Annotated in this window: 17 protein-coding genes; 11 read left to right on the top strand and 6 right to left on the bottom strand. The window is 59.3% G+C overall.

Annotated elements, in window-relative coordinates:
* The first annotated feature begins 871 nt into the window (after positions 1–871).
* The 3 genes from Q0J85_RS13625 (at position 872) to Q0J85_RS13635 (ending at position 6,026) form a co-directional block, all read left to right on the top strand.
* Complete coding sequence (locus Q0J85_RS13625) at positions 872–1,840, top strand: prepilin-type N-terminal cleavage/methylation domain-containing protein (protein ID WP_294482636.1); 969 nt, start codon at positions 872–874, stop codon at positions 1,838–1,840.
* 71 nt (positions 1,841–1,911) lie between these two features.
* Entirely contained in the window at positions 1,912–3,954 is a 2,043-nt protein-coding gene (locus Q0J85_RS13630) for a beta-galactosidase (protein WP_294482637.1), read from the top strand.
* A 17-nt stretch (positions 3,955–3,971) separates the two neighbouring features.
* A complete protein-coding gene (locus Q0J85_RS13635) occupies positions 3,972–6,026 on the top strand; it encodes a hypothetical protein (RefSeq protein WP_294482640.1) in 2,055 nt (684 codons plus the stop codon).
* A gap of 57 nt (positions 6,027–6,083) precedes the next feature.
* Here the strand turns inward: Q0J85_RS13635 and Q0J85_RS13640 are convergent, their stop codons facing one another.
* Complete coding sequence (locus Q0J85_RS13640; RefSeq protein WP_294482641.1) at positions 6,084–7,004, bottom strand: LacI family DNA-binding transcriptional regulator; 921 nt, start codon at positions 7,002–7,004, stop codon at positions 6,084–6,086.
* Positions 7,005–10,079, bottom strand: coding sequence for a glycoside hydrolase family 38 C-terminal domain-containing protein (locus Q0J85_RS13645; RefSeq protein ID WP_294482642.1), 3,075 nt, complete (start codon positions 10,077–10,079; stop codon positions 7,005–7,007). It lies immediately after the preceding gene.
* Between the two features lie 414 nt (positions 10,080–10,493).
* Here Q0J85_RS13645 and rpsP point away from each other — a divergent pair, with 414 nt between their 5' ends.
* From rpsP to Q0J85_RS13680, 7 genes are all read left to right on the top strand, one after another.
* Positions 10,494–10,877, top strand: a complete 384-nt coding sequence (gene rpsP, locus Q0J85_RS13650) for a 30S ribosomal protein S16 (protein ID WP_294482644.1) — start codon at positions 10,494–10,496, stop codon at positions 10,875–10,877.
* A 100-nt stretch (positions 10,878–10,977) separates the two neighbouring features.
* The gene (locus Q0J85_RS13655; protein WP_294482645.1) at positions 10,978–11,310 is read left to right on the top strand and encodes a KH domain-containing protein; all 333 of its coding nucleotides are present in this window, start codon (positions 10,978–10,980) and stop codon (positions 11,308–11,310) included.
* A gap of 21 nt (positions 11,311–11,331) precedes the next feature.
* Positions 11,332–12,054, top strand: coding sequence for a tRNA (guanosine(37)-N1)-methyltransferase TrmD (trmD, locus tag Q0J85_RS13660; protein ID WP_294482646.1), 723 nt, complete (start codon positions 11,332–11,334; stop codon positions 12,052–12,054).
* Positions 12,029–12,376 (top strand): 50S ribosomal protein L19, encoded by a 348-nt coding sequence (gene rplS, locus Q0J85_RS13665; RefSeq protein ID WP_294482648.1) that lies wholly within the window; start codon positions 12,029–12,031, stop codon positions 12,374–12,376. The genes trmD and rplS overlap by 26 nt, the downstream gene beginning before the upstream one ends.
* Before the next feature lie 6 nt (positions 12,377–12,382).
* Positions 12,383–13,039, top strand: coding sequence for a ribonuclease HII (locus Q0J85_RS13670; protein WP_294482652.1), 657 nt, complete (start codon positions 12,383–12,385; stop codon positions 13,037–13,039).
* Between the two features lie 38 nt (positions 13,040–13,077).
* Positions 13,078–13,548, top strand: coding sequence for a YhcH/YjgK/YiaL family protein (locus Q0J85_RS13675; protein ID WP_294482654.1), 471 nt, complete (start codon positions 13,078–13,080; stop codon positions 13,546–13,548).
* A gap of 121 nt (positions 13,549–13,669) precedes the next feature.
* A complete protein-coding gene (locus tag Q0J85_RS13680) occupies positions 13,670–14,782 on the top strand; it encodes a glycosyltransferase (protein WP_294482655.1) in 1,113 nt (370 codons plus the stop codon).
* Here Q0J85_RS13680 and Q0J85_RS13685 read toward each other — a convergent pair.
* The gene (locus tag Q0J85_RS13685) at positions 14,748–15,272 is read right to left on the bottom strand and encodes a metal-dependent hydrolase (RefSeq protein WP_294482657.1); all 525 of its coding nucleotides are present in this window, start codon (positions 15,270–15,272) and stop codon (positions 14,748–14,750) included. The genes Q0J85_RS13680 and Q0J85_RS13685 overlap by 35 nt on opposite strands.
* Before the next feature lies 1 nt (position 15,273).
* Positions 15,274–18,075: an alpha-L-rhamnosidase C-terminal domain-containing protein gene (locus Q0J85_RS13690; protein WP_294482659.1), complete on the bottom strand. Its 2,802-nt coding sequence runs from the start codon at positions 18,073–18,075 to the stop codon at positions 15,274–15,276.
* A gap of 192 nt (positions 18,076–18,267) precedes the next feature.
* On the opposite strand from Q0J85_RS13690, the gene Q0J85_RS13695 reads away from it, so the two are divergent.
* Positions 18,268–19,278, top strand: coding sequence for a Gfo/Idh/MocA family oxidoreductase (locus tag Q0J85_RS13695; protein ID WP_294482661.1), 1,011 nt, complete (start codon positions 18,268–18,270; stop codon positions 19,276–19,278).
* Between the two features lie 75 nt (positions 19,279–19,353).
* Here the strand turns inward: Q0J85_RS13695 and Q0J85_RS13700 are convergent, their stop codons facing one another.
* Complete coding sequence (locus Q0J85_RS13700; protein ID WP_294482662.1) at positions 19,354–21,222, bottom strand: hypothetical protein; 1,869 nt, start codon at positions 21,220–21,222, stop codon at positions 19,354–19,356.
* Between the two features lie 15 nt (positions 21,223–21,237).
* A complete protein-coding gene (locus Q0J85_RS13705) occupies positions 21,238–21,942 on the bottom strand; it encodes a type II secretion system protein (RefSeq protein WP_367274665.1) in 705 nt (234 codons plus the stop codon).
* Between the last annotated feature and the right edge of the window lie 86 nt (positions 21,943–22,028).

Genomic DNA, 22,028 nt, shown 5'->3' on the forward strand with positions numbered 1-22,028 from the left:
GGTGTCGAGCAGTTTGTTCAGGCTTGCGATCTCTCTTTCTGTTGCCGCGGCGAGATCATGAGTAGAAGCCGGGAATCCCATCGTCGAATGGCAATAATCGATATTTATATCTATATCGATATAATTGCATAAAACGTTTTGATTTCTCCTTGCCAGTAAAAAAAATCATTTTTTTTCTAAATTGCTATTTGCGATTGATGAATCTTGAGGTATAATATTTGTATCTAAATAGATATTATTAAGCTGTCCTCAGGGATGAGAAAGAAAGGGGGGCGGAAAACGAAAAGCAGGATTTGGATTGTCGAGGAGGACGATCTGCATTATTTTCGCATTGGCGGAGCGAGTTGAACGGCAGAGGACGAATGAAGTCACAGAAGAGAGCAAATGTCATCTTCAGCCGGAAGAGAGAAAATATCTGCCGGAGAGTTACAGTCGGGCAGAACATCACTGGGATGATAGTGTTATACAGGAATGAAAACATGGGAATCAGGAGGAACGTATGATGGAAAAGAGTATTTGCAGTCAGACCGGTTTTTCTACGAAACCAGTGAGTTGGAACATGCTTTCAGAATCTGATGCGGGTCGCTCCTCAGAAACTTCACCCTGCTGTATCGATCGAGTTCCGGTTTACGTGGACGGCGGACACGGTTGTGCTGCGCTTCGGAATACATTTACGCTGATAGAGCTCCCCGTGGTGAAAACTTGTCAAAAATATCATTTTCCCCTTGTTTGCGCCGGGCAGTCAAGAGAGGGGTTCGGGGGAGAGAAAGCGGCTGGGGAAGCCGCGTCTCTCCCCGTACCAGCCATCCCTCAAACAACCAATCAGCCGATCATCGCCGCGCAACAGAGTCTCCGCTCGGCAAGCGGCGAAGTGGAGCAAAAACGCGAATGGGTCTTTCCGCAGAAAAGCGGGAAGAGCCGTTCGCGTTTTTGCGGCTCTTTCTCCCCGCACCAGCCGACCGCAGCCGAGTCCGACTCCGCCCCGTACGCGGCACCGGCACCTTGCCGGACGCAGGGGGTGCGGGGGGCGGCGGACACGCCCCCCGCCTCCCACGACCTGGTAACGAGAAAAGCGGCCTTTACGCTGATAGAGCTCCTCGTGGTGATTGCGATCATCGCGATCCTGGCGGCGATGCTGCTGCCGGCACTGAATCAGGCCCGGGAACGGGCGCGCAGCAGCAGTTGTGTGAATAATTTGAAGCAGATCATGCAGGCAACCCAGCTTTACGGAGAGGACAACAAGCAGTTCCTCATCATTCGCCCGGTGAGCGGGAAATCATCGACTGCGTATGGCTTTCAACTGGCCTCCAATCTGCTTTCCGGGGTTTCGTATGCCGGGTTTGTCACGATGCCGGCTTACACCAGTCCGAAAACCATGGCCTGTCCGTCATCAAACTGGACTTTCCCGAAAGAGACCAGTACAAATACGGCTTATTGTTACGGATTCAATGTGGAATCGACACCGGATCAAAAGGAGATGTTCGGAGATTATCTTCGCTATCTGACCGGAGGCGGCGCGGTTTCCGGGCATGCGGTCGGCAATTCAGCCGGATCTGTCTTCTGTCTGAAGCGCATGAAAAATCACTCCCAGCTGATGCTGATCGGGGATTCTTTCAGCCCCAACTTCGAGAAACCATATTTTGACATGGTCTTATCGAAAGCGAGCAATCCTCGGGCGACGAATGCCGCAATGTTCGTGCTCGGTCATGGCAACACCGGCAACATGGGATTTGCCGACGGACACGTCAAGAGCTTGACTCGAAACGAATTCGAGGCTTCTCCCATGAAGCCGACGCAATATTTTACTGCGTACAGTAAAGATAGTTATGGAGGGAAGTAATGTTGAAATTTCCGATGATGGCAATCCTTTTGCTTGTAACTGGCATTTTGATTTCAGGAGATCAGTTTCAGTTGAAGGATTTCGATGCCGCCAAAATCACCGTCAATGGCAAAGTGACTGTCAGGAAAAATGGGGAGAAACTGATTGTCCGCATTCCGGCCGAACAACCCATACACTGGCCCGGCATCAATATAAAACCGCAGAATGGGGCACGCTACTTCGATCTTTCCAGCGGTTCAGTTCTGGCAATCGACCTGCGGAATCTGACCGATCGGCAAATCGCAGTGAAGTGTCAGATCGAAAATCCCGGAGCCAATGGGCAGGAGCACTGCATGCGCGGCGGCATGGCGTTGGAAGCTGGCGAGAAAGCAACACTCCGGGTTCGCTATTACCGCAATGGCCTGGCGCCGGACAGCGTTCGGTTTGAGGGAGGAAAAAACGCTCCGGAGGGACTGGCCGGACGTTGCAATCTCGATGTGAAGAAGATTGCGAACATCATGTTGTTTGTGAGACCGTATGGGAAAGAAATTCGATTTGAGGTGAGCAATCTCCGTCTGGAAGAGCCGTTTCAAGGGGTCTCTGAAGCGGTTCGTTCCGCAGAAACCTTTTTCCCGGCCATCGATCGTTACGGGCAGTACAAGCATAAGGAGTGGCCGGGAAAAACACACTCCGACGCTGATTTAATCGCCGCCCGGGAGGCGGAAACAGCCGATCTTGCGAAAAATCCTCCCCCGCGCGGTTGGAATCGGTTCGGGGGCTGGGCGGACGGTCCGGCTCTGGTGGCAACGGGACGGTTTCGCACAGCGAAATACAAGGGGAAGTGGTATCTGGTCGATCCGGAGGGGAAGCTGTTCTTCTCGCATGGAATTTGTCAATTTGAACAGGATCAGGTCTCTGGAGTGACCTTGCGGGAACATTATTTTGAGGGACTTCCACCTGTCGGATCCCGTGAAGCAAAAGGATATTACCGCAAGCAGGGGTATGCTCCCGGATCAGATAATTTCTACCGGAGAAAGAAAGTGGTTCCGGATGCCTATGACTTCTTTGGCGCAAATCTCCGCCGAAAATATGGAACGGATTGGCAGAATGCCTATCGGAGACGCCTTTACGAACGTGCCGCGAGCTGGGGCATCAATACTTTGGCCAACTGGTCCCTGACCCGGTACATGCAGGATGGAAAAATGCCTTATGTCATTCAGACCGAGTGCCGGAAAGGACCGGTGATCGCCGGCCATGCCGGTGGTGCCATGCGTCGTTTTCCGGATGTTTTCGATCCCGGCTTTGAGGAATCCATTTTGACGGCTTTGAAACGGGACTGGGCTTTTGCCGCAGAAGATCCCATGTGCATCGGCGCGTTTGTTGACAATGAGCATAACTGGGGCAAAGATACCTCGCTTGCGGAAGCGGTCATTGCCAGTCCGGCCGAACAGGCGGCCAAGCAGGGATTCCTGCGATGGCTGAAACAGAAATATCGCTCTCTCCGGCAGTGGAACGAGGCCTGGAAAAGTTCTTACGACTCCTTCGATGCTTTCCTGCAGTCGACACGGATTCCGAATTCCCCCGCGGCGAAAAAGGATCTGATCGCATTCAACGATTTGCTGGTCGAGCGTTATTTCGAGGGAGCGAGACGTGCAGTGAAGAAATTCTCTCCCGAGATGCTTTATCTGGGCGCCCGTTTCGCGGGAATTCCGAGTCGGCGCATTCAGTCTGCCGCCGCACGGCATTGTGACGTGGTAAGCTTCAACCTTTACGAATATACCGTGGAGGATCTGCGGCTTCCGGAAAACGCGGATGTGCCGGTTTTGATCAGCGAATTTCATTTCGGAACCATTGCCAATGGGAATCCGCACCCCGGAGTTCAGGGGAGTGTGGACGATGCAGCCCGCGGTCACGATTATGCTGCCTATGTGACTGGCGCTTTGCGCAATCCGCTGATCGTCGGGACTCACTATTATCGGCTGATCGACCAGTCTATGGCCGGCCGTTCGCTGGATGACGAGAATTTCAGTTTCGGTTTTCTCGACATCTGCGACCGACCTTACCCGGAAATGGTGGCGGCCGCCCGACAGGTAGCGGGAAAACTTTACCAGATCCGCAATGAGAATCAGCAATAATCGGAGGAGTTTCGAGGATGTTTCTGGAGATGATGGACGGTGGGCGCATCGGGACGGAAAAAAAGCCTGGTGCGATTATGGAATTGCTGCCGCCGAGTTTCGAGGTCAATGGACGGGAATTGGCATTTGAGGTCGTGGAGGAAAAGGGCGAGGAGGGGGTTGCGGTTTACCGTCTGCCCTCCTGTGGAGATTCTCAGCATGTGAATGCCCTGGGAGACGGTGTCTTTGTTCCGGGGTTCCGTTTCGGCGGGATGGAGGCATTTGACCAGATCACCCCCATGGGGGATGGACTCTTTGCGATCGACCGCGAAGTGGTGAACAACAGCCCGGTCACCCGTACCGGGAAATTGATCCTGGAAGCGAGGGAATGTTTCATCCCTGTTCGCACATCGATCCCCTGCGTATCTTATGACGGCAACCACATGAGCCGGGAACATGAACCGCACGGATACGATTTGGATGGGGAACCGTGGATTTTCAGCTACGACCGCATGTCGATTCCGGCCTGCACGATTGCCGAGAATCGCTGCGTCGCTGCGGCGCTTTTTGCATCAGACAGGGATCCTGAGAGTTTGCGGTCCTCATGTTCATTCATCGCGGAAAAGGATGGCGGATACCGGCATCGGATTTTCTATCCGGTCACGGAGGCGCCGCTGACCTATTCTGACCATGACATTTTTGCCGATCGTTACGATGAGTATGTGACGTTGCAGCCGGGGGAGCGATTTGCGGTCCGGGCTTATATCTGGATCGGTGTCCCGAAATATGAGAACTACGGAACCATTTCGCTGTTTGACCGGGTCGCGGAGATTTTTCCGTTTCGTCACGGGGTCTCGATCACCCCGGAGGAGGCGTACGAGAGTGCGATTGCGCATGCGAAGTTCATGATGTGCGACTACCACGGCGTCAAAATGTTCCGCAATGTGATGCGCGACAATCCCGAGGATGATTCGATCTATTTCCCGCATCCGGTTTTTGAAGCTGGCTGGTCCGGGCAGTGTTTTCAGCAGTCCCGTATGTTCATACTCGATTACGTCCGACATGGGAACAAAGAGATGCTGGACGCGGCGCTCTCCTGTCTGGATGCCTGGATGGAGACCCAGTTCCCGAATGGACTTTTCCCCACCAATTACGCGCGGCACATCTCCCGGGAATATGTGCCCGGAGATATCTGCAACTACGGATGGGCTGGAGCGGAGGCGGTTCGCTCCTATGCCTTGCTCAAATCTCTTGGAATCAGCCGGGAACGTTATCTGGAATTCGCCGTGCGGCTCTGTGATTTCTTTGTCGAACATTATGACGAGCGGGATGGATTCGGAATCCGGTGGGATATGCAGGGGAATCGGGCGGATTCCGGCAGCAATACCAGCGGCGGCTTCATGATTATGGCGCTCATCGAACTCTATCGGGAAACCGGAGAGAAAAAATACCTCGACTGCGCAAGAAAGTCGTTCGAGTTGTACAAACAACGTGATATCGACCGTTTCATCTTCACCGGCGGAGCGCTCGATTGCGGCGGAATGGACAAGGAGTGCGCCTACCCCTGGATTCTGACCTCTCTGGATCTTCTGGAGATCACCGGTGATGAGGGCTGTCTGGAAACCGCGTTGAAAGCTGCCGGGTACTTCTGGTCCTGGGCGTTTCAGTATGATGCCCTGTATCCGCCGGAGAGCGACTTTTCAAAGTATGGTTATTACACCAGCGGAGGAACGGCCATTTCAACGCTGCATCCGGCGATCGATCTCTGGGGAATCATTGTTGTTCCGGAATATTTCCGGCTCGCCGAGATAACGCGAGACGATATCTGGAGAAATCGCGCCGTCGCCCTGTGGCGGAACGCAACACTCTGCATCACCCCGAAAGGCGGCGCTATGGTACTCGGCCATCGACGTCCGTACGGACTTCAGAGCGAAGCGTTTTTCCAGGCACGCTGGACCCGTTACCGCAGAAACTGTGAAAGTCGCGGCCATCTCAATGACATGTATGTCATCTGGCCGGCGGCCTACCGGTTGGCCGCACTCGATAAAATGCTTCGTCTCTACGGCGAGAAAGGGTGGGATCTTCTGCGTTGATGTGATTCCCGTTTCAGAAAGCCCGGGGTCGGAACAGGTCGCTTGCCGACTCCCGGCTTAGAATTCGAGGTATTCAAGCGGCGGAATTTCCGTGAAGCGGGGCGCCGGCGCGTCCGGATCGCGCAGCAGATCAAAGAGGATCGCCGCCGCGCGGTTCGCGATCTCCGGAAAATTCTGGCGGCAGACGATGACGTGCCGGTAGACGCGCAGCGCCGCCGCATCGCAGGAGTCGAAAAAACCGCCGTACAATTCACTCCGGCTCTCCGGCAGCATGTGACTCGAATTGCCGATAACCGCCGCCGGACATGCCGAATCAATGCGGTTCGACGCGGGATACGGATGGAACGGTATTCCGCGGGCGGAGAGTTCGTTTCTGACCGTCTCCTCCCGGAGGCGGGAGACCGGATTGTCCCCGCCGTATTCGAGGTAAACCTCCTGCGCTCCCCACTCGAGGCAGCGCTCGACCAGACGGCGGGCTCCCGCCCGGTTGTCGGTGGTCACGACCGGACAGGCGGCCTCCTCCCAGTAACGGTCGATCAGCACGTGCGGAATCGGCAGGGCATTGAGCAGCCGGTTCAGTTCCGTGGTCTCTTTCAGCTCCCCCGGCGGGATGATGAGTGCCCCGTCCGCAACCTGCTGGCAGAGTTTTTCCAGCAGGTGCTCGAGCCGTTCCGTCGTATTGCCGTGCAGAACGAGCTGCAGATCGTAGTGTTCCGCAGTCACGATCCCGTCCAGTGCGATCGCGGTTTCGAGTTCGACCGCCGCTTCGGGGGAGCCGAAGCAGAACCAGATGTTGCCGGTTTTTCCGGCGGCGAGCTGGCGGGCCGGGAGGTTCGGAGAGTATCCGTGTTTCCGGGCGAGTTTCCGCACGAGTTCGCGGGTCGTCTTGCGAACGCGCGGATCGTTGCGCAACGCGCGCGAGATCGTCGAGGCGTTCAGCCCCGACAATCTTGCAAGATCATGAATCGTGACCGGCATTCAGCGAATCACCTTGAACGTACGGATCTCGAACGGCTTGAACGTCAATGCCGCCTTGCCGTTTTCCGGTTCGATGATCCCCTCCCGGGTCCACTCGAGCAGATTCGTTTCCTCAAGGTGCGTTCCGGCGGGAAGCGTGAGTGTCGCCTGCGACGTGCGTCCGGCAAGTTCGACCAGCCGGATCACCAGACACTCCTCCTTTTCCGCTTTCTTGAGGACTGCGAGCGCCACGTCTCCCGCCTCGATCGAAACCGGGGAGAGCGCCGTCGCGGCGACCCCCGGAACGACGAATGCGGGCCGATTCAGTTTTGCCGCTTCAGCGCGGACGCACGAGTTGTTCAGACTCCCCGTATGCGGCAGGAATGCGTAAGTGAAGAAGTGCTCCCCCTGATCCGCGTCCCAGTCCGGGAATTTCGGCGAACGCAGCAGGCAGAGGTCGATCGTCGTTCCGTGCACTTTGTGGCCGTATTTGCAGTCGTTCAGCAGCGCCGCCCCATAGCTTTCCTCGGAGAGATCGGCGAATTTCTGGCCGCACACCTCGAAGCGTGCCGCATCCCAGCTCGTGTTGCGGTGGGTCGGGCGGCGGATCGTGCCGTACTGAATATCGAAACTGGCCTCCTCCGTGAACACCGCGACCGGAAATGCGACGCGCAGCATTTTGCGATCCTCGTGCCACTCGGCATGGGTCTCGAAGTCGAGCCGCTTCGTCCCCTCTGCGAGCGTGACACGCTGCGCGAGCAGTGAGTTGTCGACCTTGAGTTTGAATTCGATGCCGGACCGAACCGCTCCCCGCCAGGCGCGCGGCGGTTCGATGCTTCCGGCTGTTCCGAGTTTCTGCTGTTCGTAGTAGATCTCGATATCCCACGCCTCATGATTGTTCGGGCGGTCGACGTAGAGCGAGAAGTCGTTGGCGACCGCTCCGGCCGGAAGCACTTCGCGATTCGCCTCCTTGTCGAACGCGCGGACGAGACGGCCGTCGGCGTCGAATTCGTAGCGGATGAGGCTGTTTTCGAGCACTGGCGCGCTCAACGCGGCGACCGGGCAGGCTTTCGCCTGTCCGCGTTTCAGGACGGTCAGACCGTCGGCCGGGACGGTCGCGGCGACGATGCTGCGGCCGTTCTCCTGCTGAGTCGGCAGTTCATTTCCCGCGGCGTCGAGAACCGCGAATCCGTTCCAGCTCTCCGGCAGCGCGACCGGATCGTTCTGCGGGATCGAGAGCGAGTTCACGAGCGTGAGCGCATTGTCATCAGCGGGCCCGAGTTTCCGGATTGCCTGCTCGATGAGAGACGCGCACGCGGCCTGCGCCTCGGCGTGTTCACGTTCGGTCGTTTCATAGACTTTCCGGATGGATGATCCGGGGATGATATCGTGGAACTGATTGAGAAGAAGTGTCTTCCAGATTCTGTCGAGCTCTGCGGCCGGATAATCGGCCAGTGGAAGCAGTGCGTTGGCGAACTCGGTCGTCGCGAGCAGTTCTTCGAGCTTGCGGTTGTTGCGCTTTGTCCGTGCCTGGACCGAAAGCGTGCCGCGATGCAGTTCGAGATAGAGCTCGCCGCTCCAGGTCGGCAGTTGGTCGCGATGGCGGCTGAGACGTTCAAAGAAGCGGTCGGCGCGGTCGAATTTGACCTTCGGGCAACCCTCGAGATCCGCGAGACGCAGCGCGCGTTCCACATACTCCTCCTTGGGGCCGCCGCCGCCGTCGCCGATGCCGTAAAGGCTCATGAATTCGTCGAGGATCGTATTTTCGTTGAATCTGGTTTCTGCCGGGATCAGTTCACGGGGCACGACCGAGGCGTTGTAGGTGTCCTCGGGCGGGAAGTGGGTCAGCACCTCGCTGCCGTCGATGCCGCGCCAGAGAAATGTGTGGTACGGGAATCGGTTCGACCAGTTCCATGAGATCTTCTGCGTCAGAAAGTAGTCGCACCCCGCTTTGCGGATGATCTGCGGCATGGCGGCGGAGTAGCCGAACACGTCCGGAATCCAGAGGTTTTTGACCTCCACGCCGAACTCGTCCATGAAGAAGTTCTTGCCGTGCAGGAACTGACGCACCATCGACTCGCCGGAGATGAGGTTGCAGTCCGCCTCGACCCACATGCCGCCCTGCAGCTCCCAGCGGCCCGATTTGACGGCGGCTTTGATCTCCTCGTAGAGTGCGGGATAGTGGTGTTTGACGAAAGCGTAGTGCTGCGGGGCGGAGGCGCCGAAAATGTAGTCCGGATACTGTTCGAGCAGCCGCAGCTGGCTTGCGAATGTCCGCGCGCATTTGCGGATCGATTCGCGGACCGGCCAGAGCCATCCCGTGTCGATGTGGGCGTGTCCGACGGCTGCCGCGGTCATGGCCGAGGCGTTCGCCCGGCGGGAAAGGACTTTCTTCAGTGCGGCGCGGGCGGCCGGGGCGTTCGCCGGATTCTCCGCGTAGGCGTTTGCGGCATCGCTGATCGCCATGATGATTTCGCCGGCGCGGCGGCTGCGCGGCTGGAGCTGTTCAGCCAGATCGAGCAGGACTTCGATGTCGAGCCGGAGCAGCCAGAGTTCACGGTTGAAGAGGCCGAGCCGCATTGTCTGTGCGACGCCCTTGTAGTTGCCGTAAGGATAGATCGTGTTGAGCGGCGGTTCGCCGTTCATCTCCATGCCGAAGAGCGAATTGGCGGCGGCTTCGATCCAGAATTCGACCTCTTCCCCGGCGGCGCAGGTGTGCGGCATCTGGTAGAACTCCTTGCGGTAGTTTTCCCCGAAGACGGAGCCTGCGGAAAAGCCGAAATGGGGAACTCCCTGCGCATCGAAGAGCAACGCTTCGCCGCCGAGGTTGAGTGCGAGTGCGAGCGGTTTCCCGGCCCATGCGGCGGGGACTTTCCCGGTCAGATGGAACCAGCCGCTCTCCCATGGACCGCCCCAGATTTCGCCCTCGCGGATCGTGCGAAAGTCGCCCTCGAGCCGTTGTTCATAAGGGACCGGGTCGACACTGTGGCGGAATTCCGCCGTCAGCGGCATGGTTTCAAAGAAAAACTCGTCGGCAAGGCGTTTGTAGAAATGGCGGGCGCGTTCCAGGTAAAAATCGTATTCTCGCTGCTGCATGACCGGGTATCTCCAAAAAAGAGGTTGTTGAAAATGCAATCGGTTGCATTTTTTTTAATAAGATAGCCGTTTGTTTTTGAAAAGCAAGGAGAAAAGGAGGAATGGCCGGGAATTTTTTTGGGTGTCCGGGAGAAAATCGGTATGAAAACGCGGAAAACCGGGGGAAAATCTCTTTTTTTGAGAAAAACCGTCTTGCATAATCGTAATCAAGCTGTTATATTAAAGATTCTTGTATCATGGACATATCAGGACTTATGGTCAATCCTCGGGCCTGTGAGTTCCGGAGACGTGCCCGCCGCGGTTGAAAATAATAACGTGGCTGTTCCCGCGGGCGGAGGTGTCTCCTGTGTTCAGCTGGTGATACATGGCGATCGAATTGGAAAAGCGAGAAATCGAAAAAGAGGTAAAGGTTTTATGGTCAGAGTCAGATTGAAGCGCACCGGTACCCGCAACGCTTCCTGTTTCCGGGTGGTTGTGATGGATCAGCGTTCGAGCCGGGACGGCAAGGCGATCGAGGAGCTTGGTTTTTACGATCCGCGCCGCAAGGACGAGAAGATCAATGTCGAGCGTGCGGAATACTGGAAAGGCGTCGGCGCCGAGTTCAGCGAGACGGTTGAAGCGATTGTGAAGCGCGCGAAAGAGGGTCGGAGCCTGAAAGATATCGTCCGGAAGCCGTCGCTCTCGAAGAAAGCGAAAGCGAAGATCGAGGCCGAGGCCGCCGCCAAGGCGGAAGCGGAAGCCGCTGCGAAGGCCGCCGCCGAGGCGCCCGCTGCGGAAGAGGCTCCTGCCGAGGCCTGATCGGAGGAAAGCGGCGTCTGTCGCCGCGCAGGACGGTGACGGTGGAGGGGGCGATTGCGGTTTCCCCGCCCGTTGCCGTGAAACGGAGGAATAAAGAAAGATGCTTAAGGCATTGTTGAACTTTCTGATCGGGAACTCTTCCGACGAGAAGAGCGCCGCGGCTGCGAAGACCGGCGCTGCTGCCGGAGGGAGCCTGCACGATCTCGAGGGGTTCGTCAGCTACGTGGTTTGCGCGCTGGTCGACAATCCCGACGAGGTGAAAGTCCGGACAGAGGAGACGGAGGAGGGTTGCTCCATCCAGATCAGCTGCCGGAAAGAGGATATCGGCAAGATCGTGGGCAAGCGCGGGAAAACCATCATGGCGATCCGTTCACTGGTTTCCGGTGCGGCGGGCCGTCAGCGCAAGCGCGTGTCGGTTGAAGTTCTCGATTGACGGACACGGTTCGGCAGGATCATGCGGATCGATATCGTAACGTTGTTTCCGGAGATGTTTCCGGGGCCGCTCGGCGAAAGTATTATCGGGCGGGCCGCAGCCAGGGATCTGGTGCGGATCAATGCGGTCGATCTGCGGAAATATGCGGACGATGCGCGCGGGACGGTCGACGACAAGCCCTATGGCGGCGGACCGGGAATGCTCATGAAAGTCGAGCCGCTGGTTCGGGCGGTCGAAGATCTCAGAGAGGATCACAGTGTGGTGATTCTGACCTCCCCGAGGGGGGAGCGTTTTACGCAGGCCGCCGCGGGTGAGCTGGCACGGATGGAACATTTGATTGTGGTAGCCGGCCACTACGAGGGGGTTGATGAGCGCGCGATTGAACTGGTTGTGGACCGGGAGTATTCGCTGGGGGATTTTGTCCTCACGAGCGGGAATCTCGCGGCCATGGTGATGGCCGACGCGGTCGTCAGGCTGCTGCCGGGTGTACTCGGCAGCGATGAGTCGAGCGTCGACGAGTCGCACTCGTCGGGGCTGCTCGAATACCCGCAGTATACGCGGCCTCCGGAGTTCCGGGGGAAGAGGGTGCCGGAGATTCTGCTCTCCGGCGACCATGGGCGGGTTGATGCCTGGCGACGGGCACAATCGGAACGGCTGACCCGGGAACGGCGGCCGGATTTATGGGAAATTTATTTGAAAACAATGGAGGCAGGTTCAAATGAACATACTCGACAAGATTCGTAACGAACAGGTGAATCCGGAGCGTCACCAGTTCAACATCGGCGACACGATCAAGATTTCCGTCAAGATCGTCGAAGGCGGCAACGAGCGTATTCAGCAGTTCCAGGGCACGGTGATCGCGCGTCGCGGTCAGGGGATCGAAGAGACTTTCACGGTCCGCCGCGTTCAGGCCGGTGAGGGCGTGGAGCGCGTCTTCCCGATCAACAGCCCCCGCATTGCGAAGATCGAAGTGGTTCGTCGCGGCGATGTCCGTCGGGCGAAGCTCTTCTATCTGCGCGACAAGATCGGCAAGGCCGCCCGCGTCAAGGAACTTCGCACGAAGTAATTTCCCTTGGACGGGTTTCTGACCGAATCTGATGAGCTCCTCCGCCTGGAACGAGAGTGCCGGGCGGAGGGGTTTTGCTTTGTCGCCGGAGTGGACGAGGTCGGGCGCGGACCGCTGGCCGGGCCGGTGGTGGCGGCGGCGGTGGTTCTGCCGTGCGGAATTCCGCTTCCGCGCGTGAACGATTCCAAACAGTTGAGCGAGAGTGCCCGGGAGGAACTCAACGCGGCGATTCTGGCTCTGCCGGGTATTCAGGTCGGGATCGGCGAGGCGGATGTCGAGACGATCGACCGCATGAACATTTTGAATGCGACGCATCTGGCGATGCGGCGGGCGGTGGCGCAACTCCGGCAGGCTGATTTCATCCTCGTCGACGGACGGCCGGTGAAAGGGCTGCCGCTGCCGTCGCGCGCGATTGTGAAAGGGGATGCGAAGTCGGCCAGCATTGCCGCGGCCAGCATCGTCGCGAAAGTTTACCGCGACCGGTTGATGGTCGAACTTGACGCGGTTTATCCGCAGTATGGATTTGCATCGCACAAGGGGTACGGGACTGCGGAGCATCTGGAGGCGCTCCGGAAGTATGGGGTTACTCCTCTTCACCGGCGGAGTTTCCGGCCGGTACGCGAGATTTTGACGCCTCCGCCGGAGCAGCCGCTGCTCTTTTGATCGTTTGAGAAAATCGAAGAAAGCCAGGGAGGAAGAGCATGATTTTCGATTCAATGAACAATTTTATGCAGTACGGGAAACTTGCGCCGGCGGCGTGGGAGAAGATTTTGAAGTTTCTCGCTGATTGCACGGAGAAGAGTCCAGCCGGCCGCTATGAGATCGACGGCGACCGGATCTACGCTTCGATTCAGGGGTACGAGACGCATGCGCCGGATCCGGACAAGCTCGAGATCCACCGGAAATATGTCGACATCCAGCTGCTGCTCGCCGGAAAGGAGTCGATTCTCTGCCGTCCGGTCGACGACCTGGCGGTGACGGTCCCGTACGACGACGGGAAAGATATCGCTTTCTACCGCGCGGCGGAGGGGAATTCCGTCACCGTGACGCTTGAGCCGGGAAAGTTCGCGGTCTTTTTCCCGGAAGAGGGACACATGCCCGGCCTGAGTTGTGCCGGAGCTGGACGCGAGGTCGTCAAGGTTGTGGTGAAGATCGCCGTGACCGAGTTCTGAGCCGGAGAGCGGGATTTCGGGAAAAATCCCCGCGTGTTGGCAACCGCGGCTTGCAAACGGGCCGCGGTTCATGTATAGTCTGTCGAATCGGGCAAACGGGAATCGAACGGGAGCGGAAATTTTGGGAACGGATCGGGAGCGTCGCGTGGCTCTGCTGCACTACTGGCTGCTGACCATGCGCGGAGGGGAACGGGTCTTCGCCGAATTGTGCAGGATGTTTCCCGGGGCGGACGTCTACACGCATGCGTGCAACCGCGACCGGATTGTGCCGGAGATCACGGAGCACCCGATCTATGAGTCGCTGATTGCCCGGCTGCCGGGTGCGCGGAAAATGTGCCAGTGCTATCTGCCGCTGATGCCCTCCGCCCAGCGGCGCTGGGATTTCTCCGGATATTCGCTCATCGTGAGCAGCGAATCCGGACCGGTCAAGGGAATCCGCAAGCCCGCCGGCTGCCGCCATATCTGTTACTGCCACACGCCGATGCGTTATGTGTGGGATATGTACGAGGAGTATTTCCGCCGGGCTTCCCTGCCGGGCCGGGTGGCGATGCGGCTGTTCCGCGGTCCGATGCGCCGGTACGATCTGAAATCGGCCGAGTGCGTGGATCAGTTTGTCGCCAATTCCCATTTTGTCGCGGAACGGATCCGGCGGATTTACGGCCGGGAGTCGCAGGTGGTGTATCCGCCGGTGGACACCGATTTTTTCGGGGGCGGGCAGGAGCGGGAACGGAACTTCTTCCTGCTGGCCGGACAGCTGACCGGTTATAAACGGCCGGATCTGGTCGTCCGGGCCTTTTCCCGGCTGAACGAGCGCCTGGTGGTGGCGGGCGCGGGAGAGGAGCTGCCGCGTCTGCGGGCGCTGGCCGGGCCGAATGTGGAGTTCGTGGTTTCTCCGGACGACGAGGAGCTGCGTGATCTCTACACCGGAGCGCGTGCGCTGATTTTTCCGGGGATCGAGGATTTCGGCATCGTTCCGGTCGAGGCGCAGGCGGCCGGCTGCCCGGTGATCGCGTTCCGCGGCGGCGGGGCGCAGGAGAGCGTGGTGGAGCGTCGGACCGGGCTCTTTTTCGACGAGCCGTCTCCGGAATCGCTGCTCGAAGCGGTCGAGGAGTTCCGGAGCTGCCGCTTTTCCGCGGAGGAGCTCCGGGAGAACGCCGCTCGTTTTTCGCGGGAGCAGTTCCGGGAACGGATGAGACGCATCATTGATGGTGACGGCGACGGAGGAGGGCGCTGACGATTTCCGCGTCGAGTCTCGGCATGGGGTATTCGAGGATCGTCCGCTTTTTCCAGTAGATCAGCCCGAACGACAATGCGATGGTCACGAATGCCGCGGTGTAGTTCTGCCACGACAGGAATTCCCAGCCGAACGGGATTTCCCACGCCGCGGCGGAGAAAGGGCGGCAATACTCCACTCCCCAGCCGCTGCCGGATCCGAGCAGATCGAGCAGAAAATGCAGATGCAGCAATGCGAAATAGACGAGCCATGCGACGACCCGCGGGCGCGAGAAAAACGCCAGCAGCGTCGCAAGCGCAACTGCAAACGCGAGATTGTGAAGCAGCACGTGGTGGATCTCGTAATACATCCCCCAGCCGCCGAGAAGCGAAAGTCCGTCGAGATCGGGCGCGGAAGCGGCGATCATGCAGAAGAACCGCTCCCGCGGACCGAACGCCGGAATGACGTTCCCGCAGATCCAGCCGGAAAGAATGTGAGTGGGAACGTGCACGCTACATGGATTCTCCATTGAAGATGACTTCAAAATCGGCGTGGGTGTCGTTGTAGAGATATTCGAGTTCGACACCGGCCGGGGCGGTCGCGGTGATGAACAGTTTGTCTCCCTGTTTTTTCCACGCGGTTTCCACGCGGCCGTGGACGGTCGGCCGGGCGCCGGCGGCGTATTCGAGTCCGGTGATTCTCGGCGAGATCCGGAATTTCTTCGCGCCGGGTGCGGCGGGGAGAATGCCGAGCAGCAGCCGCGGCAGGAAGTAGAGCGGCGCGGCGGACCAGCCGTGGCAGTGGCTGCGGGTCGGATATTCCCGGAGATTGAGCGCATTCGGATAGGTCTCCCAGACCGTGGATGATCCGAGTTCAAGCATCGGCAGATAATCGTGCCGGATCGCCTTGAGGATCTCGTCGGCCATGCCGATCTTCTCGAGCGTCTCGTAGAGATAGAGCGAGGCGAACGGGGAACCGACCTTGATGAGTTCCGGCCGGGGAGTCACGGTGTTTGCGCGCGCGGCGGCGACGTGTTCCGGAGAAGCGATGTCGTAGAGAAGCGCGAGCATGCTCGTGTGCACGGAGGCGTCGTCGGAGACGGTCCCGTCGGCGTGAATCGAGTCGGGCCACGCGAGTTTGCGCGAGTCCCACAGGGCGTTGACCGCCGTTTTCAGCGATTCGCGCAGTTCCCGGTAAGAATCCACGGATTCGCCGATGGATTCGCCGAGTTCGATCGCCGCGTTCAGCGCCCCGATGAGAAACATGGAGTTGTACAGCAGAATCGGGTGATCGGTGTCGGTTTTGCTCCAGTCGAAGAGATTCCACTGTTTGCAGCTCAGCAGCCCGGTGGCCGGATCGATCATCGACCGGGCGCCGTCGAGATTGCGGGTGACCATCGGCCACACTTCGCGTCCGAATTCGAGGTCGCCGGTTTCGTCGCAGTAATCCTGGACCGAGATTCCCCACATGAAACTCCAGACCGGGATCAGGCAGCTCCAGCCGGATGGCACCTGGCAGCCGACCAGCGGCAGGCGTTCGAGCGACTGCCCCGCAAGCCGGATGCAGCGGCGCACAAGATCGTAGGCACCGTAGGTGGACATCGCGAAAAGCCCCTCGTTGCGGGCATCGCCGACCCAGAGCGTCTGTTCATAGAGCGGGCAGTCGGTGAACGTGTCCTCCATGCAGAGTTTCAGCGTCCGGGCGGAAATTTCATAGATGCGGTCGAGATGCGGATCGCTGCAGCGGAATTCCCCCTCCGGAATCACGGGGTAGGTCGATTCGATCAGCCGCGCAAGCTGGATGCGCACCGGTTTCACGGCATTCCGGATCGTGAGAAACAGATATCTTCCGCTGCGCCGGCGCATGCTGCTGTAGCGGTTGTAGCCGGCGCGGCAGATGTAACGCATGGTGTTGCGGTAGTTGCTCCCTGTATGCTGAAGCCGCCCGTCCGGCATGATATGTTCGACCGCCGAGACGTCGAGGATGGTCCCGGCTTCCGCGAAGAGGGCGAAGTTCCAGAAACCGACGTTCTGTTCTCCGAGGTCGTAGCACAGCTCGATGTCGTACCCGGGGACTGGATTCACGACTGTGCAGCTGTCGTCGTTGTAGATGAGGGCGTTGGGATCTTCGACGTCGCCCGGTTCGAGCGGCAGCGGCTTCCGCATCTGAAAGGCCGGATTCGGATCGGCCACGAGTTCGGAGCGGTCGAGGAATCGCGGAGAGGGGAAACGATTGCGGAACTCCTCGACGGTCCGGATCGCCAGGGCTTCCGCGCAGATGCGGGTGAACGCCTCCCGCCGTTCTTTCCCGATTTCGTCCGCCCAGGGAAACGGGATATCCTCCGCCAGCCGGGCGATTTCGGGGAATTCGATCATGGCGATTTTGTCGTTGCTGCTGTAGCAGTTGTGGATCGAGACCCCCGCATCGGCGGGAAAAGAAACCTCGCAATCCGGCTGATGGCCGTAAAGGCGCGAAACCGCGGCGACGAACAGATTGGCGCCCGCATTCAGCGAGACTTCGCCGTTGAGGTCGGAGCGGCCGTTGACGCTGACTTTCAGATTCTCGAGTCCGAGGTGGACGATCTGCGCTTGAGGCGATTCCACGATGAATGCCGCCAGGAACGGCAGGAGATTCGCGTTGTTGACCGTTGTGTCTCCCGGGAACAGAAGCTGCTGCACCGGGAATGCCAATGTGAGCGGTTCCGGCTGCACGCGGCTGCCTCCGGCGAAGCGGCGGAACAGAAACTCACGGCGGGAGAGCTGTTTGCAGTCGCGTTCATGCAGGCCTCGCCACGGTCCCGCTTCGGCGCCGCAGATGATCGAGGCCGGTTTCCATTCGAGTCCCGACGCCTGCGAGGCGTCGAAGAGCTCGAGGGGCGGCTGCTGAATGGTCGCCTTGACGGTGCGTTCAACCCACTGCGGCATTTTCGCCGCGAGCCAGTTCCCGTCCGTGACGACGAGCTGATCCGGGTCGGTGAGCTCCAGCTGTGCGAGAAATCCGGCCCGTTGCGGAATCTGATGAAACGTTCCGCAGCCGTAGTAACGGACGGTCGCCTCGATCTGATTGACGCCGTGTCGCAGGAAGCCGTTGAGGTCGTATCGGTCGTACTGATAATGTTCGGGCCATGCGCGCGCCGGGCCGTCTCCGAGCCACTGGCCGTTGACTTTCAGGCGGTAACTGCTGTCGGCCGAGACCAGCAGCCGCGCGGATGCGGGGAGTTTTTCCAGCCGGAATTCCCGCCGGAAAATCGAACAGAGGTTATAACCGCGTCCATCGGAGTCGTCCGACCAGATCCAGGATGCCGAGATATTCATAATGCGCGCCTTTTGTAATCAGGAAAGTGAAACTCTTTTTCGTTAATATAAACTGGACCGCCTCCGGTGTCAATCTTTCTTTTTCTGAAAAGAGCGGGTTTCCGGGTCTCTCCGCGCCGGGATTTGCATTTTCCCGGGACGATGGTATGTTAGAGGAAAAACGAGAGAAAACAAGGGGATTTCGGTGGCATCATGTTGAACTGGGGAATCATCGGGACCGGGCGGATCGCCGGGACTTTCATCCGGGCGCTTCAGGCCGGTGCGAGCGGACGCCCGCTCATCGTGCTCGGGCGCGATCCGGAGCGGACGCGGCGGTTTGCCGCGGAGCACAACGTGCCGGAGTCGACGGCGAACCTGCGGGTTCTGCTGCTCGATCCGCGCATCGACGCGGTCTATATCGCTACGCCGCATGTTTCGCATGCGGAACTCTCGATCGCGGCTCTGAAGATGGGCAAGCCTGTGCTCTGTGAAAAGCCCATGGCGCTCGATCCGCAGAGCCTTGATGCGGTGCTGGACGAGTCGCGCCGGAGCGGCAGGCTTTTCCTCGAGGGGTACATATACCGCTGGCATCCGCAGACCGCGAAACTCATTGAACTGCTGCAAGCCGGAGTTATCGGTGAAATCCATCTGATCGAAAGCGCATTTGGATTCGCCGCGAAATACGATCCCGCCGACCGGCTGTTCGATCCGGCACTCGGAGGAGGAGCCATCTGGGATGTCGGCGGGTATCCGCTCTCGATGGCGATGCTGGTCGCGGGTACGGCGCTCGGACGGAACCCGGGGAATCCGGACCGTTTCTCCGCCGGCGGGGTGACGGCGCCCGGGAATATCGATCTGACCAGCTGTGCGATTGCGGTCTGGGGGGGACGGATCGTCGCTCAACTGAGCTGTTCCATCGGTGCGACGGTGGGGGCTTTTCTGCGGATTCACGGGTCGCAGGGGCGGATCATCGTTCCGAATCCATGGGTCTGCAACCGGACCGACCCGGAAGATGGAGTGATCCGGATCGAACGGGAATCCGGCTGCGGCGAGATCCGTGTCCCCGCCGACCGCACGAGTTTCTGCTATGAGGCGGACGGATTTGCCCGGCTGCTGGAGTCCGGGGCGCGTGAAGCGGTCTCCGCTCCATTTTCCGTGGCCGAAAGCCGCGTGCTGGGGCGGCTGCTCAAGCAGTGGACGGAAGCCGTCTCCGGACAGGGGTGAACTCAGGCCCGGCCGGAACGGCCGCAGGAAAACCCGGGAGCGGCCGTTGCCGAAAACGAATCCGGACCGTCCGGATCAGGGAACCGGAACGGGTTCGGACTCCGCGCCGTACCAGTCTACACTGGTGGCGAACAGTTTCTTCCCGGCCGGGACAGTGACGGAAATGGCCTCTTCGCCGATGGTGGTCGGGAGCTGTTTCGGCGGCAGCCGGAACACTTTGTCGTAGAGATATCCGCGTGACGGGAATGCGCTTTTTCCCCAGTTGTTCCGTGCCGCTGCGGCCATGCGCCGGGTTGCGACGATCGGATCGAGTTCAATGATATTTGCGTCGCCGCGGCTGATGATGCCGCACAGACGGTTGTTGGCGGGGGATTCGTTTTCCGCGAGGGCGTAGAGCCGGATCGAGTTCTGTCTCTCCGGCCAGTTCCGGCACGAGAGCGTGCCGTCCTCGTTGCGGACGAGTTCCGGCGCGGGCAGCGTGGCGTCGCAACGCGATTCCAGGTAACGGGAGTATTCGATGATGTTCGGCCAGTAGGAGGATTTGGTCGCAACCTTGTCCACATCCTGCTGTTTGTAAACTCCGTCCGGCAGAATGACGGTCGTGAGGGCGTAGCGGAATGCGGCTTCGATCGAGCGGTCGATCTCCTGCTGAAGTTCCGGCGAGACGAACCGGCGGCAGATCCGCAGCATCCGGATCGCGTTCATGGTGCTGCCGAGCTGGCAGCCGGAACCGGAGGCGTCCGGGTTTTCCGTGAAATTGTAGGCGGCGCCGGACCAGGCGGCGAGTTCCCCGTTCTTTTTCGACTGGAGTTTCAGCGTGGTCCGGACGATCTGTTCCGCGTGCGGCATGGTTTCCGCCAGGCAGCGGCGCGGATCGGGGACCGCCTTGGCATCGTAGCGTTCGACTCCGAGCGAGAAGAGCATATCCGTGTAGTGAAACGTCACGCTCATGCTCTTCGGAATGGCCTGCGTCCCCCAGTAGCCGGTTTCCGGATCCTGGTCGGCGATGATGAGCCGTCCGAGTTCTTCGAGCCATCCCTCTTCCATCGGCGGGAGGACGTTCGCCGCTTTCGCCTGGTGGTAGCGCATCGGAAAGTACATGATGCCGTGATTCATCTGGTCGAGGTCGGTTTTCACGCTCTCACGGAAGTAGCGGCGCAGTCCGTCGATGGTCGTCAGATCATAGGGCTGTCCGACCATGCCGGCGGCGGGACCGCGCATGAAATTCCAGACGTATTTGAGTCCGAACGGTTTGGCGAAGAAGTGGAAGTTGATCGGTTCATATCGCGGAAAGGCCGCGACACTGCCGGTGGCAGGATCCTGCCTCTCGTTGCCGGAATAGGTGTTTTCCGGACCGACTGGCTCGTAACTGAAACGGGCGAACTCGGCGCGGCCGCCGTTGAGATTCTCGATCTGGAGCCGGGCCCGCGACGCATTCGACGGAATGTGGACATCGCGGTAATAACAGTGCCAGGGATAGGTCCCCACCGCACCGTTGTGGGAGATGATTTTACTCAGGGTGCGGTCTTTGCTGTCCTTGATGAGCACATAGAGCTGCGGGGCGTCGTGGTAGCTGTTGACGACCGGTTTCGCGCCGGTGTCGAAGCCGCGCATCCAGTAGAAGAACCGCAGGGTCTTGCCGCGGTATTTCTCGACGTTCAGCACGGTGGCGGAGAGATAGCTCTTCCCTTTCGGAACTTCAAATGCCTCGGTCTCGCAGTTGAGATACGGGGTTTCGATCTTCACCGGAACTCTAACGGCGTTCCGGAAGCGGGGAGCGAGCGGAGTGGCGAACGTGTCCACCACGCCGTGCATGTAGGTCTCCCAGAGTTCGGCGGGGCGGTTTTCCTTGCGGTTCCCGGGGTCGGGCTGATACGGTTCGGCAGCCGGAGCAACAGCGAGCGCCGCTCCGGTCAGGAGCGTGAGAAGCAGATGGATTTTCATAGTTTTTCTTTCGGGTTATCGTTTGAACAGCCAGGCGGCTTTGTACTCTTCGCTCCCGGTGTCGGTGAGAAAAGACGGTTCTTTGGTGGTTCCGGCGTGGAGATCGGCATAGAGCATGCTCGTTCCGCCGGGATGGGCCGTGACGTCCGGCACGCGCGAGAACGAGTTGACCGAGGCAAGCGGCCAGGGGAAGAACCTCCACGCCCACCGGGACTCCTCGTTCTTCAGGTTCGTGTCTCCCGCAAGGTAGGTGCGGGACGGAGTCTTGAGCTTCGCATAATAACGCAGATAGTCCGAAGAGGCCTCTCCCGCGGCGGAGATCGTCCCGGCGTTTTTGTTCATCGCGTAACTTTTTTCATGTCTCTTGGCCGGGCACACGAGAAGATTCGCCTTGCTTTTTCTTGAGACCTGTTCCGTGTTGAATGCGGAACGGATTTTCCAGGGCCACCAGTGATTGTTGTCGTTGCCGTTGCCGTAATAGACGGGACAGTAGGCGTGATAGGTGTCCTCGTAAAATAGAAAGCCGATCCCGATCTGTTTGAAGTTGTTCATGCAGGAGGCCTGAATCCCCCGGCTGCGCGCCTGATTCAACGCCGGCAGCAGCATCGAAGCCAGAATCGCGATGATCGCAATCACGACGAGGAGCTCTATAAGCGTAAATGCCGCCTTGACCGTCGCGTGGTCGTGGGAGGCAGGGGGCGTGTCCGCCGCCCCCCGCACCCCCTGCGTCCGGCAAGGTGCCGGTGCCGCGTACGGGTCGGAGCCGGACTCGGCTGCGGTCGGCCGGTGCGGGGAGAAAGAGCCGC

Source organism: uncultured Victivallis sp., from assembly GCA_944389935.1.
Lineage (GTDB): Bacteria > Verrucomicrobiota > Lentisphaeria > Victivallales > Victivallaceae > Victivallis.

Excerpts from the sequence above, each read along its gene's own strand:
- Q0J85_RS13635 (WP_294482640.1), top strand. The coding sequence starts at position 3,972 with ATGTTTCTGGAGATGATGGACGGTGGGCGCATCGGGACGGAAAAAAAG.
- Q0J85_RS13640 (WP_294482641.1), bottom strand. The coding sequence starts at position 7,004 with ATGCCGGTCACGATTCATGATCTTGCAAGATTGTCGGGGCTGAACGCC.
- Q0J85_RS13645 (WP_294482642.1), bottom strand. The coding sequence starts at position 10,079 with ATGCAGCAGCGAGAATACGATTTTTACCTGGAACGCGCCCGCCATTTC.
- rpsP (WP_294482644.1), top strand. The coding sequence starts at position 10,494 with ATGGTCAGAGTCAGATTGAAGCGCACCGGTACCCGCAACGCTTCCTGT.
- Q0J85_RS13655 (WP_294482645.1), top strand. The coding sequence starts at position 10,978 with ATGCTTAAGGCATTGTTGAACTTTCTGATCGGGAACTCTTCCGACGAG.
- trmD (WP_294482646.1), top strand. The coding sequence starts at position 11,332 with ATGCGGATCGATATCGTAACGTTGTTTCCGGAGATGTTTCCGGGGCCG.
- rplS (WP_294482648.1), top strand. The coding sequence starts at position 12,029 with ATGAACATACTCGACAAGATTCGTAACGAACAGGTGAATCCGGAGCGT.
- Q0J85_RS13675 (WP_294482654.1), top strand. The coding sequence starts at position 13,078 with ATGATTTTCGATTCAATGAACAATTTTATGCAGTACGGGAAACTTGCG.
- Q0J85_RS13690 (WP_294482659.1), bottom strand. The coding sequence starts at position 18,075 with ATGAATATCTCGGCATCCTGGATCTGGTCGGACGACTCCGATGGACGC.
- Q0J85_RS13695 (WP_294482661.1), top strand. The coding sequence starts at position 18,268 with ATGTTGAACTGGGGAATCATCGGGACCGGGCGGATCGCCGGGACTTTC.
- Q0J85_RS13700 (WP_294482662.1), bottom strand. The coding sequence starts at position 21,222 with ATGAAAATCCATCTGCTTCTCACGCTCCTGACCGGAGCGGCGCTCGCT.